Source organism: Ralstonia sp. 25C, from assembly GCF_051904805.1.
GTDB lineage: Bacteria > Pseudomonadota > Gammaproteobacteria > Burkholderiales > Burkholderiaceae > Ralstonia.
In genome coordinates this window covers 2,778,431-2,795,808 of record NZ_CP196737.1, presented here as the reverse complement: position 1 = coordinate 2,795,808, position 17,378 = coordinate 2,778,431, and the positions used below count along the sequence as shown (strand labels likewise).

The following is a 17,378-nucleotide window of genomic DNA, read 5'->3' as shown; positions in this document are numbered from 1 at the left end:
CCGATTCTTATTGGCGAAACTGACTGAACTCTTACTCAGCCTCCCTTCAATGGCATTCCACCGATAGTGGTTTTCCCTAGCGATGCGGACGACCGTGCTGCCCGCTGCGATGCCGCGCTGATTCAGATTGCGTGGGAGGGCGACATCAGCAGCGCGCGATTTTTGTGCGTATGCACATTGACGACGCTCTCAGCTGCGTTGTGGCCTGCAGCGCATTTGAGGTGTTTTGGATGATGCAACGCACTAGACGCAGTGGCGGACCCGCAGCGTCGTCACGCGTGCTTGAAATACCCAAGTCTTTGATTTTGTTGAGATCACAGTGCGTGCGAGGCACGCCCGGCGCACATCCCTTTGTCAGAACGCCGTAAGTTTCGCTTTCCACAATCGTTCACAGTTCTGCGGGCGCCCGTGTTGCGTTGTCATGTCCATGCCCAGCGGGATGATCCAAAAAATCAGGAGACAACATGGCAACCGTGCAAAGTGCACCGAATGCGCCCGCCGGGCGCATGCAGCCCGCGCCCATGACACGCGAGGAGAAGAAGGTCATCTTCGCCTCGTCACTGGGGACGGTGTTCGAGTGGTACGACTTCTATCTCTACGGATCGCTGGCCGCCATCATCGCCAAGCAGTTCTTCTCGGGGCTGGACCCGACGGCGGCATTCATCTTTGCGCTGCTGGCGTTTGCGGCGGGCTTTCTGGTGCGCCCGTTCGGCGCGCTGGTGTTCGGCCGCCTGGGCGACATGATCGGGCGCAAGTACACGTTCCTGATCACCATCGTCATCATGGGCACGTCGACGTTCATCGTCGGTCTGCTGCCGTCGTACGGCACGATTGGTGTGGCTGCGCCTGTCATCCTGATCGCCCTGCGCATGCTGCAGGGCCTGGCGCTGGGCGGTGAGTACGGTGGCGCTGCCACGTATGTCGCCGAACATGCCCCGCACGGCCGCCGCGGTGCCTACACGTCGTGGATCCAGACCACCGCCACGCTAGGTCTGTTCCTCTCGCTGATCGTCATCCTGGTGGTGCGTGAGCTGACCGGCAAGTCGTTCGACGATTGGGGCTGGCGCATTCCGTTCCTGGTGTCGATCCTGCTGCTCGCCACGTCGGTGTATATCCGCCTGTCGATGAGCGAATCGCCGGCATTCCAGAAGATGAAGGCCGAGGGCAAGACCTCCAAGGCGCCGCTGACGGAATCCTTCGGCCAATGGCGCAACCTGAAGATCGTGATCCTGGCACTGATCGGCCTCACCGCTGGCCAGGCCGTGGTCTGGTACACGGGCCAGTTCTACGCGCTGTTCTTCCTCACGCAGGTGCTGAAGGTGGACGCGTTCACGGCCAACGTGCTGATTGCGGTGGCGCTGGCCATCGGCACGCCGTTCTTCGTGTTCTTCGGCTCGCTGTCGGACCGCGTCGGCCGCAAGTGGATCATCATGGGCGGCTGCCTGCTGGCTGTGCTGACGTACTTCCCGCTGTTCAAGGCGCTCACGCACTACGCCAACCCGGCGCTGGAGCGCGCGCAGCAAACCGCGCAGATCGTCGTCAAGGCCGATCCGAACGAATGCTCGTTCCAGGGCAGCCCGATCGCCCGGGAAGTGGATTTCCGCTCGTCCTGCGACATCGCCAAGCGCACGCTGGCGCAATCGTCGGCCAGCTATGAGACGGTGGAAGGCCCCGCCGGTACCGTCGCCACGGTGACGATCGCCGGCAAGGAAATCGCTTCGCTCAACGCCACCCGCACCGCCGACGGCCAGGCATTCGACGCCGACAGCAAGACCAAGATCGCCGACTTCAAGAAACAGGTGGCGGAATCGCTCAAGGCGGCCAACTACCCGACCAAGGCCGACCCGGCCCAGATGAACACGGTCATGGTGCTGGTCATCCTGGTGATCCTGGTGATCTACGTGACCATGGTCTACGGGCCGATCGCGGCGATGCTGGTGGAGCTGTTCCCGACGCGCATCCGGTACTCGTCGATGTCGCTGCCGTATCACATCGGCAACGGCTGGTTCGGGGGCTTGCTGCCGACCATCTCGTTTGCCCTGGTGGCGCAGAACGGCAACATCTATCACGGGCTGTGGTACCCGATCTGGATTGCGGCCATCACCTTCGTGATCGGCGCGCTGTTCGTACGGGAGACCAAGGATGTGGATATTTATCGCAACGACTGACGAAGGGGGTTGACACATCCTCAGAAACCGGTAGAATCCCGCTTCTTCGGCGAATTAGCTCAGTCGGTTAGAGCGACGGAATCATAATCCGCAGGTCCGGGGTTCGAGTCCCTGATTCGCCACCAAACTTAAAAAGGGCTTTGCAATCAATAGGTTGCAGAGCCCTTTTGCTATTCGGTGGGTCACTTGGTGTGTCACATGCACAAGTTGCCCCGCCTCTATCAGTCCCGCCATGGGGTCTACTACCTGCGAATCATTCGCAACAAAGTCAAGACCCGCCTCTCATTGGGGACAAAGGACTTTCGGATTGCTAGACTGTTCGCCTTACGGCTGAACATGGAACTGGCAGTGTCCAACCCCGACTTTGACCCCGACAAAATCCGCAAGCTAGACATTGAAGTCAGCCCCACGGGTGGGGTGAATTTCAAGGACGTAAAAGCTCACGATCTGGACACCATATCCGCCGTTCTGGACCGGCTGGGCCTTCGTGAGCAATACGCACAAGAGGCTATCAGTTCTGTACTGGCTCAATCGGCGCGAGCCTCTTCTTCAGGAACGCTGCCTGTCGGCATGCCCCAAGGGGAACGGGTTACACCCAAGAGCCAGTCATTCAGCGAAGTCGTCAAGCTCTATCTCATTGAGAAGAAACTCGACAACGTTCCCAAAACCCTCTATGACAAGGAACGCATTTATACCGAGTTCCAAGGGTTCTATAGCGACCACGATATTAATCAATACACCGCCAATGAGGCGGTAAGCTACAAGAACCGTCTATTGGCTGAAGGCAGTTCTGCCAGTCAGATCAATGCCCGCCTGTCGTTCATGCGGTCCCTGTTTGAATATGCGATAGGCAACAACCTGTACTTTGCTCCCAATCCCTTCGAGAAGGTCAAGGTATCCAATAAATCCAAATTAAAGCAGCAGGTGCGGTCCTACAAGGAATTGACCACGGAGGACCTGCAAACGATCTTCAATGAGCCTGCCTATCGCAAGTTCATGCACAGCCCCGACTATTATTGGTTGCCCTTCCTCGCCCTCTATACGGGTGCCCGTGAGAACGAACTGGCAAGTTTGACGTTCCGCCATATCTATCAGCATGAAGGCGTATGGGTGCTGGATATCACTGCCGAGATTGCCAAGAACAAGAATTCGGTTCGCATGATTCCACTGCATAACGCCATACTGGAATCGAAGTTTCTGGACTATGTGGAGCAATCCAAGGCCACCCGAAAGGACGGCTATGAAATGGTTTTCTTCCCCAAAAAGCTCCCCACGGAAGGTGGGAAAAACGGTTTCGGGAAAAATATTTCACGCCGCTTCGGTGACTATCTTGACCAGTTGGAGATTACGGATGACAGAAAAACCTTTCACTCGTTCCGCTCAACCTTCATAAATGAGATGACCAATCTCAACGTCCACCCCGCCATTATTATGGGGATAGTGGGCCACTATGAGCAATCAAAAGTGGACTTGTCCTCGCCCCACTTCGTGAACTACCAGAAGAAAAAACCAATTCACATTCTCAAAGAGGCAATCGACAAATTGGCGTATCCAGTCAAAAGCTGGCACTGACAACTCGGAGAAGTAACACTTATCCTGATTGGAATAGCACCGAGAAAATCAGGCCGAGTGTCAAGAAAGAATGCCACCGAAGAGTGGCATTTTTTATTGGCATTCGGAAGGGTTGTTAAGGGCTGGCCCTTAAGGTCCGGGGTCTTTTGTCTTTTGGGAGTCCAGAGGGTGAAACCCTATGGCCTACGGAACCTAGGTTAGCGAAGCGATCTAGGTTCCAATAGTAGGTGATGTCCCATTCTGGGACGTCGATTTGCCTTTCGGCAATTTCACGCTACGCTATTAGTAGGGCGGGAGAAAAAATACGATAAAAAGCCCGGATTTATGTATGCAATATTAAGAACCAGAAAGCTAAAAAATCGCCTGCAAATTTCACGTGCCTGTCAGCACAATTTGCGAACCAGGCAGCAGCCAAATATCGATTCTACTCGCAGCGAGCTCAACCAAATTTTGGTCAACGCGCTTGATATTGATATCGCGGACGCGACAGATTTTCAGCACAAGTTGAGCGAGCATTACGCCAAACTTGGCATTAAAGAGAAGAAAAACAATGTGCTCGCCTTCGAGTACCTAGCGACGGCTTCGCCTGAATTTTTTGAGGGCAAGTCAATCGAATTTGTCGGCAAATGGGCAAGCGAGCAAGTCAAATTTATGAGGAATAAATTTGGCGATCAACTGAAATTCGGCGTGCTCCACTTGGACGAAAAAACGCCGCATATCCACTTTTTTGTATCGACTGAGACCAAGTCAATGAAGAGGTACAAGAATCGATATGGGGAGTGCGAGAAAGAAACTTGGTCCTTGAATTCCGAAAAAATCAATCCTGAATTTCTACAGAACCTGCAAACCGAGTACGCCAACAACAATAAAAAGTACGGCCTCAGTCGAGGTGTTAAAGGGTCAATGCTTCGCAATGTCCCCATGAAACATTTCTATCGCACTGTGGATAAAATCATGCGGACTAGTTTCAAAAAGGAAGTTGACCGCGTTCTGGAAGGCTTCGAGGCAAGTGTTGGCGAACGTCTCAGCATGGTGAAATTGCGCGAAAAAATCGCTCAACATATCCTGCCCTACCTGAACGGCGCATTTCGTCAGCAAACGGCGTTTAACGAGTTCTCCAAGCTGGATTTTCATAAGCTTCAGGAGGAATTGATTGCCGAACGCCAAAAACTGACTCAGGAGCGGGCCGCCGTCAAAGTTGAGCAATCGGAGCTTGATAAGCGAAAGGATGTCTATAGGGAGGCAATCAATACGAAAGTTGGCGATGCCGGGCTCCTGTTCAGCTATCAAGACCGCATGCTTAAATTGGAGGAGGAACTAAAAGCAATGCGGATGGAAAACAAGGAGTTGAAATACAGGCTCAAGCCTAAAATTTCGGCGTTTAGACGAATTTCCGAATGGGTTTTTGAACGGTTTGTGAAACGAAAGCCAGTTTGACTATTGCTATCCGCTGGATTTTTTGTAAATTGTTTCCTTTAAGGAGACAACATGAACAAGAAGAAATCACGCTCAACCAAGGCTGTGCCACCCGGCTATACGCAAGCAAGCTTTGGCGAAATATTCACAGAACATGCGGAAGGCGAAATTTTTGGCGTTCCATTCACATACTCGAAGATTTCAACCAATGGAAAGAAGGACGTGTACGCCTATGGAATGTATGGCAGGGTTATGGGTGAAGATGCTTTCCATGAGGAAGTGAAAAATCTCATAGCAAAGCAGCGTCTCCATGAGAATTTGACAGCGGAGCTTGACAAGAAGTCTGGCGACAGCAAGAAAACCAAAATATGAGAAAAGCACCTTCGGGTGCTTTTTTATTTCCCCTTAATTCCTGAACTTCCCAAAAATTGATGTTTAAAGGGCCGCCGTCATTTTAAGATACTATCGTATCTTATTTCCCTACGGGTACTATTCTATGTGATGGTTTTCTATATCGTACTCTGTACTTGTATTTATATCGTACTTTGTACCCTACGGGTATAAATCTCTATCAGGGACTTGCTCCGCCTTTACCTTCGCCTATCGGCTTGGTGCCGGCAAAGTCTTCCCTAACCCGCGATTAAAAAATCCAGGTTGGTGACTCTGCCTTTATTTGGAACCACGGACGCACCGTTAGTTTTCTTCGCCCAAATAGCCGGGTGGAATTGAGTTAAGCATTCCTACTTTTCGGTTCACACTCTTACTAGTGCTGTAGCGGGGTCCGAAATCGCGTCTTTCCCTGTGGCTTTGCTACATTCCCATTCTAACCACTTGCCCTATAGAATTTTGGTCAGGCTTGCAAACTTTCCTACGTGTTGATTTATCCATTTCGCAGTCACATTTGATTTCTGGAGCTTCTGCATTACAACCTGATAGTAGGCTACTGCTGACTTTATGGAATCGGGAGGTTTCTTGACGGGAGCAAGTCCCAGTGAAGGAGCGTCAATTTACCCGACGCATAAATAAAGTAATACAGAGATACGAAATAAATTCGCACTTGTCAAGCGACAACAAAAAACCCAGCTTTCGCTGGGCAGTTTGTACTTTTTTATGCGTCGCAGGAGACTTGCCATTGACAAAACACATAATAACGACGATTCGTCATTTGTCAACAGCAAGATCGTCCATATTCTCAAAAAATTCTGACGGCTTTAAATTTAAAGCTCGCACGATCTTCATTATGTTGATCAGTGCCAGATTGTGCTCCCCTCGTTCAATCCCGCCCATATAGCTACGGTCAATCCCGCAGAGGTCGCCAAACGCCTCCTGTGAGTAGCCCTGCTCCTTCCGAAGACGGCGAACCGTTGCCCCAAACGCAACCAATGCAGCGGGCTTTTCATGTGCTGTAACCATGGCTCATGGTCTCGACTTGACGCACAAGACACCACGGGATATGGTTCCCGTCATTGCGGCATATGGTTACCATTTCCGCAAGGACCGTACCTAAACCCTAGTACAGGCAGAGCATGAAGACACTACGAACAGCGGGGGCCGTGTTGGTATCCGCTCTATTGGCTACGGCATGTGCCGAGCTACCGCAGAAGCTGGACCAGGTAGCGGATAACCTCCGCTCCATGGGTCAGGGTGGGATTGGAGGGGCTGTAGCAGCAGGACCAACGAAGTTCAGTCAGTCGGGGCTGGCTGGTGTGTTCAAAGGCACTGACGGGGCTCAGTGGCCTCGTGTAGCTCTAACCATAGAGGACATGCCAGCGGATGCCGATCTGCTGTGGATTACGTGGCCTATGCCATATCGTGGCGGGACACCTTCGGCAAGTGCGACGGCGGCACCTGCCAACTACTGCATTACGGTTTCGGCAGTGGTTTGGAAGAGCGAGAAATCGTCACAGCACTTTGACCATATCCCCTATTGCGGAAAGGACGCCAAGCTCGGGGCAATTACCGACGATTATTCATTCTCGTTGCTTGGTTGGGCACAGTTCGCTAAAAACGGCGTCAAAAACACCGGAAATTCTCGCACCTTTGGACCCAATCCACCGCTCAAATCGTTTCCGTCTCGCTCAATCATTATTGACAAAACAAGTTCAAGAGCGGGCTTCATGTTTGCCAATCTGGTGATGAGTTTGGGAATGGACCTCACCGTTGATTACATGCATGAGAGCCGTCTTTGGGTTGTTAGCACTGTCCGATAAGGGATTGAAATGCAAGAGTACATTGGAAACGATTTGGAGTTGGGGCCGAGCAAGCCAAGCGGGCTATGGCGGACCTACACCTATATTAAGGTAGGCGGGAAAATTCTCAAAAAGGTCTCAGTGAAGGAAACTCTGGACGTAGTTTTGCGGGATCAATGCAAACGGGAGGGAGCTTGCAAGCTGTGGATCATTAGCTGGTTCTTCCGCCCTCTCATTGTGGGAATCACGCAGGACGACGGCCAGACCTTCCGCCAGAGCCTTGGGCAAGGATATTTTTGGGCGGGTACAGCCACTCTATGTATGTTCTTTTCTCTGCTATTAATTGATACCGCACTCGGAAAGTTCCTCTTTGTGTTCTTCTTCTTGTGTGCATTGCCTTGCTTCCTGCTCATTCGTAAAGTGCGGAAAGTTGAGGCGGACCACTCTTACTGACCGACTCCCAGCACAACAAGAAAGCACCTGCGGGTGCTTTTTTTGTTCCCGTTTCCTCGCTTTGATTCCCTCCAAGGGTGCACCGAAGTGTCAAATTTCTAGAAGCAAAGATTGACAATTGTGTCGTGGGCTCTGTGGTATTCGTATACGTGCACCACACGATCAAACCGTGAGATAAAGAGAAATGAACAGCTACGAGTTTTCCTTTCTAGAGAAGGGGTTGATTCGCCCACTATGGCAAATGTCAGGAGAAACTTGCACCGCCATAGACGCGAATGAGTTCGACCTGTCAATGGAAAAATCCCCTCCGAAACTGAGTTATCAGGAACCGCCTCCACCCAAACCCCAACAAGCTCCGAAACCTTTCAGAGGGTTGTCTGTGGAGTTGCGAGAATGGCTATTGACTCGCCCACCGGCTCCCCCGCCACCACAACCTAAGCCAGTGGCTCCTGTAGTTGTCAGGAAACCACGAGTCGCGCCTTTTGATCTGCAAGACATTCCAGACGCAATGGACCGGATTGGCTGGCCCGTATCGGCGAAGCTACAACGCAGGTGGTTTGCTGGAGCACTAAACTATGCGAATACCGACGACGGTGCACGAGACGGTATCAATCAGAACGGCAAGCCATTTCCGCCCAGCATGATTGACACTACTACCATTAAACTGGATTGGCTATTTCGTTTTCCAAGAGCGAAAGAGGCGTTTGACTATCTTTCCAGAAAGGATGTGCTATTCACGCCGCACTCCAAAGATGCATTGGTGAAGAAATTCAGGAAATTTAAACCCTCTGGACAGTGCTTGAGTACATGGAAGTTATGTAATGAAAATATGCACGAGTATCATAAAAACTTCCAGTTTCAGCTTGTCCATGTTGACTCTGATTTTTACAGCAAACTAAAAATGTTCATGCGGGGTACGGCAGCACCGAATGGCATTTGGATGGATGACTTATACGGGGCACTTGGAGCATTCACGTTTGATGCTGCCATTGATAGCTATTCGTACATGGTCTACAGCAATGGACTGGCTCGCTTGGAAATTTATGGGTTATCCATATACGCACGGGACGTTTTTACTTTCCATGACCGCTCGGACGAATGGGGCACGCAATACCTTGGCCATTGGAACAAGACGGGTTTTATAATTATACCCGCAGCAACTATTGCTGGAGAGGTAACAAAATCTGATATTCCTTGGTATACGGTAGCAAGAAATGGTCTAATTACAGAGAAAAACGTCTACTACCCCGTGCGAAATAAGGATTATAGAAACTGGCAACTTCAACACGGTCAAGGTGGAGACTTTATTATCTACTCCGATAGACGACGCGTTCCATTGGCAGATCCAATAGTTGTTGAGTTTTATTTAGAGTAGGTTGTTCCTCTGGCTAGCTTGATGGAGGCGTTTGTTTGAGTCGATCTGCACAAGTGGCAACAACGCTTCCTAGCTGGCCTTTCCCCCATGTAACAACTACAGTTCAGCATATGCATTCAAGAATTGCGAAGATCGCATTTATTACCGCCATTACGGAAGCTGTTACATTAATTGCGATCAATATCATGGCTACCTCTCGGGAGACCTATACTGAGGGTGTCGGCATTGTCCCCAGTGGCGTGGGTCTTTTCGCTATAATTTTGCTTCTCATTCTTTTGTCTAGTGCTTTATGGATACTGCTCCTATTGATCACCCTTACTCGGCGCAAAGATATTGATTCTGGCGGTAGATTAATTCTTGGTGTATCGCTTCTTGCTCGTGTTTTTATTGTATCGGTACAGCTATATGTAATCTTTTCTGCACCCCATTATTCCTAGCACCCTGCGGCGTGCTTTAATTTTTCACAAATCCGATTAATTGACTTCTTTTCGCTATTTCGTATAATCCCGTGAGTGATGACGAGGAAGACAATGCGAACGGTATGGGAAATTGAAGATGAGCTAGAGTTTCATAAGGAGCAAGGCAATATCGGTGCGGTCATGGATTTAGTGGACGAGTTGGGGAATATGTCCGATTTGCTGTGCAATGCAATTGCCTCCGACAAGTTGGATATGGTTGCCGAATTGGGGGAGTTCGGGCTTGACCTCACTAGTCCGCTTTATCTGAGTGTCGCCGCCGCGAATGGACGGTGTGAAATAATAAGGTACTTGGTTGAATGCGGGGTCAACGTCCGAACTGATAGCGAAGCTCTCGGCTATGCGGTATCAAATGGGCACACTGACGCCATTCAATGCTTGGTGACTCTTGGGGCAGATATTCGTGCTGAAAACGATAAAGCCGTCAAGGCTGCAATCGAGGCAGCCGCCGCCCATAAGCATAGTTTTGAGCAATCAGTTGCTATTATCTGCTGCCTATTGGAGTTGGGTGCAGGTATCGACGCCGTTATTGAATGGGCAAAGAAAGCTTCCAATACCGAATTGTTGGAATGGGCTAATTCTTACAAGCAAGCCAAGGAATTGCGCGACAGCTTGGAAAAGAACCTCGTCAACGGTGAAACCAAAGCCCCAAAACAGAAGGTCTGAATTGACTTCGGTCTAGCACTCATAGGAGGTCTGCCGTTGGCGGACCTTGCTGTTTGGGGGCGAACGTGTGACACTTGGTGCGTCACTTTTTCATTCGCAACCCCACCCGCCAGAATGGCAAGTTGCTGATTTATCAGGGAATTTTCCAAAAGCCCGGAATCTCCCTGATTCGCCACCAAATACCAAAAAGCCCTGCTTCGGCAGGGCTTTTTGCTTTTCCGGCTCCATTCTCACGCACGCCGCCCCTCGCAACGCGATCATCCCCAAGCAGCAGATCTGGCATGCGGCCGGCGCAGCGTCGATACTTCAGCACGCCTGCCATCCGCCCAACACATCACCCAGGAGTTCGCATGACGCGGTTTGCAACGCTCGTCACCACACTTGTCGCCGCCGCTGGCATGGCGGCATGCGCCACCGCCGGCACCGAAGCCAGCCCAACGGGAAAAGACATCCCCATGGCCGATCACGCGCAAGCCGGCGGCACGTGCCACGCACCCGCAACGGACGACGCACTCATCGGCAAATCAGAGCAGGAAGCCACGGCGCTGCTGGCCGGCTGCCTATGGCGCATCAGCGAGCGCGACGGCAAAGCGCTGCCGGGCACGATGGATTACCGTGAAGAACGCCGCAACCTCGGTCTGCAGAATGGCAAGGTGATCTGGGTGCGGCGCGGCTGACGCGCGTTCCTATGCAACGGCCTCGGCCCGGGCGGGCGCCGAGGCGGCGACACCGAGCACCCATTCCGTCGTCAACGCGGGTTGCGTCACGGGCAGCATGTGCCCACCTTCCACCACGCGCAGATTCACTCGGTCGAGCTTCTGCTTGAGCGCCTCGCCCTGGCGCTTGACGTTCAAAATGCGGTCGCCCCGGCCGTACAGCACGTCCACAGGCACCGTCATCGACGCATAGCGGCGCTCCATGTCCGGCAGATCCTGCGACGCGCAAACCAGATCAGACGACGCCGCATAGAACACCTGCGGGCGCAGCCCCAGCAAGCCACCGCCCTTGAACGGAAAATCCTTCGGCATCGATTCCGGCGCAAACACGGCCGCAACGGCCTTGCGCGAATTGAGGATCGACAAGGGAATCGCCAGCGTCCACGACACCAGCCGGCGCACCAGCGGCGACGGCAGCACCAAGCCGCCGAACGCGCCAGGCGGAGCGCTTTCGGCGTGCGTCAACGGCGCAATCAACGCGAGGCGGCGAACCAGGTGCGGATGATTCAGCCCCACCGCCAGCGCAATCGCGCCACCTAGCGAATGCCCGACCAGCACAGGCTTGTCGAGCCCGAGCGCCTCAATGCACTGTGCGACCACGCGTGCCTGGGCGTAGATGTTGGCAGGGGAATCGGCCCCGCGCGCGGAACACCCCGAGCCCGGCCGGTCGATCGCAATCACGCGGTGGGACTGCGCCAGCCGCTCCACATCCAGGTAGGCGAAGTTACGCAGATTGCCGCATAGACCATGCACAAGCACGATGGCTGGGCCCTGCCCGCGATCGACGTAGTGCACGCGGTCGCCGCCCACGTCGATGAACTGGCCCTCCGGCGGAAAGCCCTTTGCGACACGTCGGGCGATGAAGAACGTGAATGCAACCAGCGCCGCCAGCACCATAAGCACCAGCGCAACGACGGACAGGACGATCTGGATCATGGTGTTCTCGCTGGGTTACGCAGGTTGCGCAGCGCCGGCCGGCTGCGCGCGGCGCTCGAATCGCATGGCGCTATCGGCAAGCGAGCCAAATTTGAGCATCAGCACATCCCGTGCGTAGTTTTGATACGACTTCCATGGCTGCTTCGTGCCCTGTTTCGGAAGGATGGACGCGGCGCGCTGGATGTAGCCCGAGGTCAGGTCGACGGCGGGTTCGCGGTCCATGGCTGCGTCGTCAAGACGCGGCATGCACGTATCAAACCCATTGGCCTGCATGTGATTGAGCAAGCGGCAGACGTACTGCGCAATCAGCTCCGCCTTGAGCGTCCACGAGGCATTGGTGTACCCAAACGATGACGCGAGGTTCGGCACGCCGCTGTACATCATGCCCTTGTACGACACCGTTTCCGCCAGGTTCACCGCACGGCCATCGATGGTGATGGCCGCCCCGCCCAGCACCTTCAGCTTGAGCCCGGTCGCGGTGACGATCACGTCCGCATCGAGATGCGCACCGCTCTTAAGTTGTAGGCCCGTGGCCGTAAAGCGCGCGATCTCGTCCGTGGCAATGGAGGCCTTGCCCGAGTGGATCGTCTTGAACAGATCGCCGTTTGGCACGAGACACAAGCGCTGGTCCCACGGGTTGTAGCGCGGCGTGAGGTGCTTGCGCACGTCGAATTCGGGGCCCAGCTGCTTGCCCGCCATGCGGATGATGAAATCCTTGAACGCCTTGGGTTTGCGGCGCGCCAGGCTGTAGAAGTACATCGTCAGCAGCACGTTCTTGGTGCGCACCAGGCGATGCGCGAGCCCCGACGGCAGCCAGCGTCGCAGCATGTTGGCCACGGCGTCTTGCTCCGGGCGCGACACGATATAGGTCGGTGAGCGCTGCAGCATCGTCACGTGTCGCGCCGTTTCGGCCATCGCAGGCACAAGGGTGACGGCCGTCGCGCCGCTGCCGATCACGACCACGCGCTGGCCGGCATACGACAGATCGTTCGGCCAATGCTGGGGATGCACGATGCGGCCCTGAAACCGGTCCATGTCGGGCCACGTCGGCGCATGACCTTCTGCATAGTCGTAGTAGCCGCTGCACATGTAGAGGAACTGGCAGGTGAAGTGCACCGGCTCCTCACGGCTGCCGTCACTGCGCAGTGCCTGCACCGTCCAGCGCGCAGCGGATGAATCCCAGCTCGCGCCCGTCACCTTGTGGCGAAAGCGGATCGACTTGTCGATGCCGAACGCGCGCGCCGTGTCGCGGATGTAGTCGAGGATGGTCTGGCCGTCGGAGATGGCCTTATCGCTGTGCCATGGTCGAAAGCTGTAGCCCAGCGTGAACATGTCGGAGTCGGAACGGATGCCGGGGTAGCGGAACAAGTCCCACGTGCCGCCGATGGTTTCACGCCCTTCCAAGATGGCAAAGCGCGCCGACGGGCAGCGCTCTTGCAGGTGATACGCGGCGCCCACGCCGGAAAGGCCGGCACCGACGATCAGCACGTCGAAGTCCGTGTCTGGCACAGCGGGCGCGGTGGTCGTCTCCATGCGGTCCGGTCTCCTGTTGGCGGCACGGCGGATTTCGCCTTAAATGTGGTGTGCGTTGTCACCAATTTAATTTTCAGGCGCCCTAACGTCAAACTGGGAAATGGAGAAAACATTTGAAACGGCCAGAAAAGGCCGCCCGTATGGGGGTGTGGCGTCAGAGGCACGTGCCGCTGACCGCCGCGATGTGCTGATCGGCGCAGCCACGCAGATCTTCGGCACCGTGGGGTTTCGCAAGGCCACGGTGCGTGCCGTGTGCCAGGCGGCGAAGCTCAACGACCGCTATTTCTACGCTGCATTCGAGAGCCTGGAGGCCCTGCTACGCGCCACGTACCAGCAGCACGCCGACGACTTGCGTGCCGCAGTCTCGCAAGCCATTGCGGGCGTCGACGGAGGCATAGAGGCCCGTGTCGATGCGGGCCTGCATGCGTTCTTCGCCTTCCTGCGCGACCCATGCGCTGCCCGCGTGCTGCTGTTGGAGGTGATGGGCGTGAGCCCCGAAACCGATGCGACGTACCAGCGCAACCTGCTGGAGTTCGGCAAGCAAATCATGACGCTCGCCCTGCCGTCCGGCACGGAGGGCGCCGATATCCGCGCCGACGCCCGCATCCTCGGTCTCGCGCTCGTGGGCGCCATGACCAACGTGGGCGCTGCATGGCTGCTGACCGGCTATCGCGATCCCGAAGACACCATGGTCCGCAACTGCCGCCGCGTCCTGCTCGGCACGCTGCGGGCCACAACACCAGGCTGACCACGCGAACTGCCTTAACGTGCGCGGCGTATCGTTATCATTTCGGGCAAACGATCCGCCACGCTTTCATGACCGCACCCCGCTCGCTGCGCATCGGCATTGCCGGCGCAGGCAACGCCGGCCTTGCTGCCGCCATAGCCGTTGCCCGCCAGGGACACGATGTCCACGTCTTCGAAAAACATCCGCAACTGACCGCCATGGGCGCGGGCCTGCTGATCCAGCCGCAGGGTATCCGCGCGCTGGAGGCCCTCGGCGTGGGCCGCGAACTGGAAGGCATCGGCGCACCGATCGACCGGCTGATCGGCCTGAGCCATCGCGGCTGGCGCTTGCTCGACATCGACTACGCCGACGCGCCCGGCCGGGCAGTCACGCGGCCCGCGCTCTCGTCGATGTTGTACGACGCCGCCTTACGGGCTGGCGCGGCCTTCCACTTCGGCTGCGGCATCGAGCAATTGCAACGTGATGGCGCGCAGGCCCACATCACCCACGCGCAGGGCGAGTTGACATTCGACCTGTTTGTGATTGCCGATGGCGCGGCCTCCTCACTGCGCGAGCCCGCCGGGCTGGCCGGCCCATCGAGCACCTACCGCTGGGGCACGCTGTGGTTTCAGGCGTGGGTCGAAGGGTGGGATGCGCGCGTGCTGCATCAACGCTTTCGCGGCACGCGCGAGATGATGGGCCTGTTGCCCACCGACGTGGACGGCACGCGCACGCGCCTGTCGATGTTCTGGAGCCTGCGCGCCGACGCCGTGCAAGCCTGGCGGCAAAGCGACATCGCCCAGTGGAAAGCGCACGTACTGAGCCTCTGGCCGCAGGCGGCGCCCGTGGTCGGCCAGATCCGCTCGCACGACGATCTGTCCTTTGCCGTCTATCGCCACACGTGGCCGCGCGCGCTGGCCAAGCCGCCCTTCTGCGTAATCGGGGACGCCGCCCACGCGATGAGCCCGCAACTCGGTCTGGGCGCCACACTGGCCGCGCAGGATGCGTTGGCGTTGGCCTCGTGCGTGCAAGCGCATGGCGCCGCCGATGGCGCGCTCGCTTACCACGCGCGCCGGCTGCGCACCGTGCAGGCTTACCAGACGCTCAGCCGCGCGCTCACGCCGTGCTTCCAGGCGCAATACGGCGGGTGGATGCGCGACGTGGTGTTCACCACCGGGCTGCGTATCCCAGGCGTTGCCTGGCTGATGAAGCGCAGCCTGGCGGAGCCGCCCGCACGCGACGCCGCATTCACCGCTGCCCCCGCCAGCGAAGAACCCCAGGCATAACGCCAGCACACACTGCCGCCATGCATCTGCTACAGACGTTCCTGCCCGAACACCAGTTCAGCGAACAGCATCAAATCCGCATCAACGCGGCGCCCGGCCGCGTGCTAGACATGGTCCCGCAGCTGGACGTGACCGAATTCCCGCTCGTGAAGTTATTTCTGGAGTTGCGTGCCGTGCCCGCGCGCATCGCCGCGGCGCTGGGCAAGCCTGTCGGCGAACGCCGTGTCGATGCGGGCTTCGGCTTGCACGAGTTCATACCGCTGGGCCGCGATGCAGATCGCGAACTCGCCTTCGGGCTGATCGGCCGCTTCTGGGAGCCGACCGCTGGGCTCATCCGCGTCAACGCCGATGCGTTCCGCGCATTCTCAACGCCCGGCGTGCCCAAACTGGTAATGACGTTTGTTGCCGAGCCGGACGGCGCCGGCACGCTGCTGACCACGCGCACCTGCGTGTACTGTCCGGATGCCGCATCGCGACGCCGCTTTACGCCGTACTGGCTGCTGATTCGCCTGCCAAGCGGGCTGATCCGCCGGACGATACTGCAGCGGATCAAGCAACTTGCCGAGACGGCGGCTGCCCCACTTACACGTCCAGAATAACCAGCGTGCCCGCGCTGCCCGCATCCACGCTGTGCGGCACGCCGGCCGGCACCACGTAGACCTCCCCGCGCGACACCGTCACCGGCGCACCGTGAATACGCAAGCGCAATTCGCCATCAATGACGAGCAGGCCTTCCGCGTAGTCATGCACCTCGTCGGGATACGGCGTGCCATCCATGCGCAGCACCTTGAAGTTGCCGCCACCAAATCGCTCCAGCACGCGAGACGACCACGCTTGCGGCAGTGCATCCGCAACGGCAATGAGGTTGACAAGCGACACACCGGCCTCGGCAGAAGAATGGAATGCCGCGAGCATACCAGCGGCCCTCATGCAAAACGGGCGACGCCGCTTTCCCGCGACGTCGCCCGATGCGTGGGTTGACCGGTGTGCGCTTATTCGTCGTACGCCATCGCGTCCGCGTCGGCCAGCGCGCCCATGTCATCCACCGGCTTCAGGTGGTCCAGGCGATAGCCGTGCTTGTACACCGCCACCAGGCGCACTTCGTTCACCGGCTCGATATTCAGCTTCATGCGGATGCGCGAGACATGGCTGTCGATCGTGCGCGTGTACTCCGATGAATTGCGGCCCCACACCTGCCCGAAGATGTGGTCGCGCGACAGCGTACGGCCCACGTTCGAGAAGAGCAGCAGCGCGAGCTGAAACTCAATGCCCGTCAGCGTGACCGGCTCACCGTGCAGCGTGACCTGCTGGCGCTGCGGGTTGAAGTGGTACGGGCCCACATCAAACGGCAGGCGGCCATACGGAATCGGATACGCACGGCGCAGCAGCGCATCCACGCGCGCACGCAGCTCGGGAATGCGGAACGGCTTGGCGATGTAGTCATCCGCGCCTTGCGTCAGCGCGCGCACGAGGCTCTTCTCGCCTTCTTCGGCGGTCACGAACAGGATCGGCAGCACGTCCTTGTGGCGGCTGCGCACCACGCTCAGCACGTCGATGCCGAGCATGCCCGGCGTATGCCAGTCGAGGATCAGCATGTCGTACGAAGAGCGACCCAGCATGCGCAGCAGCGTCGCGCCATCGGTGTAGGTCACCACGTCGTGCCCCGATTGGGACAGGATCTGGACGATGACTTCGCTCTGGAAGGGATCGTCTTCAAGCAAGGCGATTCGCATGTTCGGCTCCATGAAAATTGCGCACATGCGTGCCGGGATGGCGCGGGTACAAATTGCACCCAATCGGTCGCGACATTGCGCGATCCGTTGCATGTGTTACGTGTCTGCAATTTTCATGGCGAGGTTTGCTAC

The 17,378-nt window shown here is 56.6% G+C and carries 18 protein-coding genes and 1 tRNA gene; 14 read left to right on the top strand and 5 right to left on the bottom strand.

Annotated features, from left to right (window positions below; genetic code table 11):
- Positions 1-464: 464 nt before the first annotated feature.
- The 5 genes from ACS7SF_RS13135 (at position 465) to ACS7SF_RS13115 (ending at position 5,528) form a co-directional block, all read left to right on the top strand.
- On the top strand, positions 465-2,168 hold the full coding sequence (locus ACS7SF_RS13135) for an MFS transporter (protein WP_439890193.1): 1,704 nt from the start codon (positions 465-467) through the stop codon (positions 2,166-2,168).
- A 48-nt stretch (positions 2,169-2,216) separates the two neighbouring features.
- Positions 2,217-2,293 (top strand) — tRNA-Met (locus ACS7SF_RS13130).
- 73 nt (positions 2,294-2,366) lie between these two features.
- Positions 2,367-3,740 carry a site-specific integrase gene (locus tag ACS7SF_RS13125; protein ID WP_439890192.1) on the top strand — a complete coding sequence of 458 codons (1,374 nt, stop codon included), beginning with the start codon at positions 2,367-2,369 and terminating at the stop codon, positions 3,738-3,740.
- A gap of 324 nt (positions 3,741-4,064) precedes the next feature.
- Positions 4,065-5,177, top strand: a complete 1,113-nt coding sequence (mobV, locus tag ACS7SF_RS13120; RefSeq protein ID WP_439890191.1) for a MobV family relaxase — start codon at positions 4,065-4,067, stop codon at positions 5,175-5,177.
- A gap of 51 nt (positions 5,178-5,228) precedes the next feature.
- The gene (locus ACS7SF_RS13115) at positions 5,229-5,528 is read left to right on the top strand and encodes a hypothetical protein (RefSeq protein ID WP_439890190.1); all 300 of its coding nucleotides are present in this window, start codon (positions 5,229-5,231) and stop codon (positions 5,526-5,528) included.
- A gap of 789 nt (positions 5,529-6,317) precedes the next feature.
- Here the strand turns inward: ACS7SF_RS13115 and ACS7SF_RS13110 are convergent.
- A complete protein-coding gene (locus tag ACS7SF_RS13110; RefSeq protein WP_439890189.1) occupies positions 6,318-6,569 on the bottom strand; it encodes a helix-turn-helix domain-containing protein in 252 nt (83 codons plus the stop codon).
- 350 nt (positions 6,570-6,919) lie between these two features.
- Here ACS7SF_RS13110 and ACS7SF_RS13105 point away from each other — a divergent pair, with 350 nt between their 5' ends.
- The 6 genes from ACS7SF_RS13105 (at position 6,920) to ACS7SF_RS13080 (ending at position 10,992) form a co-directional block, all read left to right on the top strand.
- Positions 6,920-7,366: a hypothetical protein gene (locus ACS7SF_RS13105; protein ID WP_439890188.1), complete on the top strand. Its 447-nt coding sequence runs from the start codon at positions 6,920-6,922 to the stop codon at positions 7,364-7,366.
- A gap of 9 nt (positions 7,367-7,375) precedes the next feature.
- A complete protein-coding gene (locus ACS7SF_RS13100) occupies positions 7,376-7,798 on the top strand; it encodes a hypothetical protein (protein WP_439890187.1) in 423 nt (140 codons plus the stop codon).
- A gap of 184 nt (positions 7,799-7,982) precedes the next feature.
- Positions 7,983-9,173, top strand: a complete 1,191-nt coding sequence (locus ACS7SF_RS13095; RefSeq protein WP_439890186.1) for a DUF6402 family protein — start codon at positions 7,983-7,985, stop codon at positions 9,171-9,173.
- Between the two features lie 53 nt (positions 9,174-9,226).
- Positions 9,227-9,610, top strand: a complete 384-nt coding sequence (locus ACS7SF_RS13090; protein WP_439890185.1) for a hypothetical protein — start codon at positions 9,227-9,229, stop codon at positions 9,608-9,610.
- A gap of 93 nt (positions 9,611-9,703) precedes the next feature.
- Positions 9,704-10,315 (top strand): ankyrin repeat domain-containing protein, encoded by a 612-nt coding sequence (locus tag ACS7SF_RS13085; protein ID WP_439890184.1) that lies wholly within the window; start codon positions 9,704-9,706, stop codon positions 10,313-10,315.
- Between the two features lie 350 nt (positions 10,316-10,665).
- The gene (locus ACS7SF_RS13080) at positions 10,666-10,992 is read left to right on the top strand and encodes a hypothetical protein (RefSeq protein ID WP_439890183.1); all 327 of its coding nucleotides are present in this window, start codon (positions 10,666-10,668) and stop codon (positions 10,990-10,992) included.
- Between the two features lie 9 nt (positions 10,993-11,001).
- Here the strand turns inward: ACS7SF_RS13080 and ACS7SF_RS13075 are convergent, their stop codons facing one another.
- Entirely contained in the window at positions 11,002-11,967 is a 966-nt protein-coding gene (locus ACS7SF_RS13075; RefSeq protein ID WP_439890182.1) for an alpha/beta fold hydrolase, read from the bottom strand.
- Between the two features lie 15 nt (positions 11,968-11,982).
- Positions 11,983-13,500 carry a flavin-containing monooxygenase gene (locus tag ACS7SF_RS13070; RefSeq protein ID WP_439890181.1) on the bottom strand — a complete coding sequence of 506 codons (1,518 nt, stop codon included), beginning with the start codon at positions 13,498-13,500 and terminating at the stop codon, positions 11,983-11,985.
- A 100-nt stretch (positions 13,501-13,600) separates the two neighbouring features.
- Here ACS7SF_RS13070 and ACS7SF_RS13065 point away from each other — a divergent pair, with 100 nt between their 5' ends.
- The 3 genes from ACS7SF_RS13065 (at position 13,601) to ACS7SF_RS13055 (ending at position 16,112) form a co-directional block, all read left to right on the top strand.
- Positions 13,601-14,248 (top strand): TetR/AcrR family transcriptional regulator, encoded by a 648-nt coding sequence (locus tag ACS7SF_RS13065; RefSeq protein ID WP_439890180.1) that lies wholly within the window; start codon positions 13,601-13,603, stop codon positions 14,246-14,248.
- A gap of 68 nt (positions 14,249-14,316) precedes the next feature.
- Entirely contained in the window at positions 14,317-15,513 is a 1,197-nt protein-coding gene (locus ACS7SF_RS13060; RefSeq protein WP_439890179.1) for an FAD-dependent oxidoreductase, read from the top strand.
- Between the two features lie 20 nt (positions 15,514-15,533).
- On the top strand, positions 15,534-16,112 hold the full coding sequence (locus tag ACS7SF_RS13055; RefSeq protein WP_439890178.1) for a hypothetical protein: 579 nt from the start codon (positions 15,534-15,536) through the stop codon (positions 16,110-16,112).
- Here ACS7SF_RS13055 and ACS7SF_RS13050 read toward each other — a convergent pair.
- Positions 16,096-16,428 (bottom strand): cupin domain-containing protein, encoded by a 333-nt coding sequence (locus ACS7SF_RS13050; RefSeq protein WP_439890177.1) that lies wholly within the window; start codon positions 16,426-16,428, stop codon positions 16,096-16,098. The two genes, ACS7SF_RS13055 and ACS7SF_RS13050, sit on opposite strands and share 17 nt — an antisense overlap.
- Before the next feature lie 77 nt (positions 16,429-16,505).
- Positions 16,506-17,246 (bottom strand): response regulator transcription factor, encoded by a 741-nt coding sequence (locus ACS7SF_RS13045; RefSeq protein WP_439890176.1) that lies wholly within the window; start codon positions 17,244-17,246, stop codon positions 16,506-16,508.
- Between the last annotated feature and the right edge of the window lie 132 nt (positions 17,247-17,378).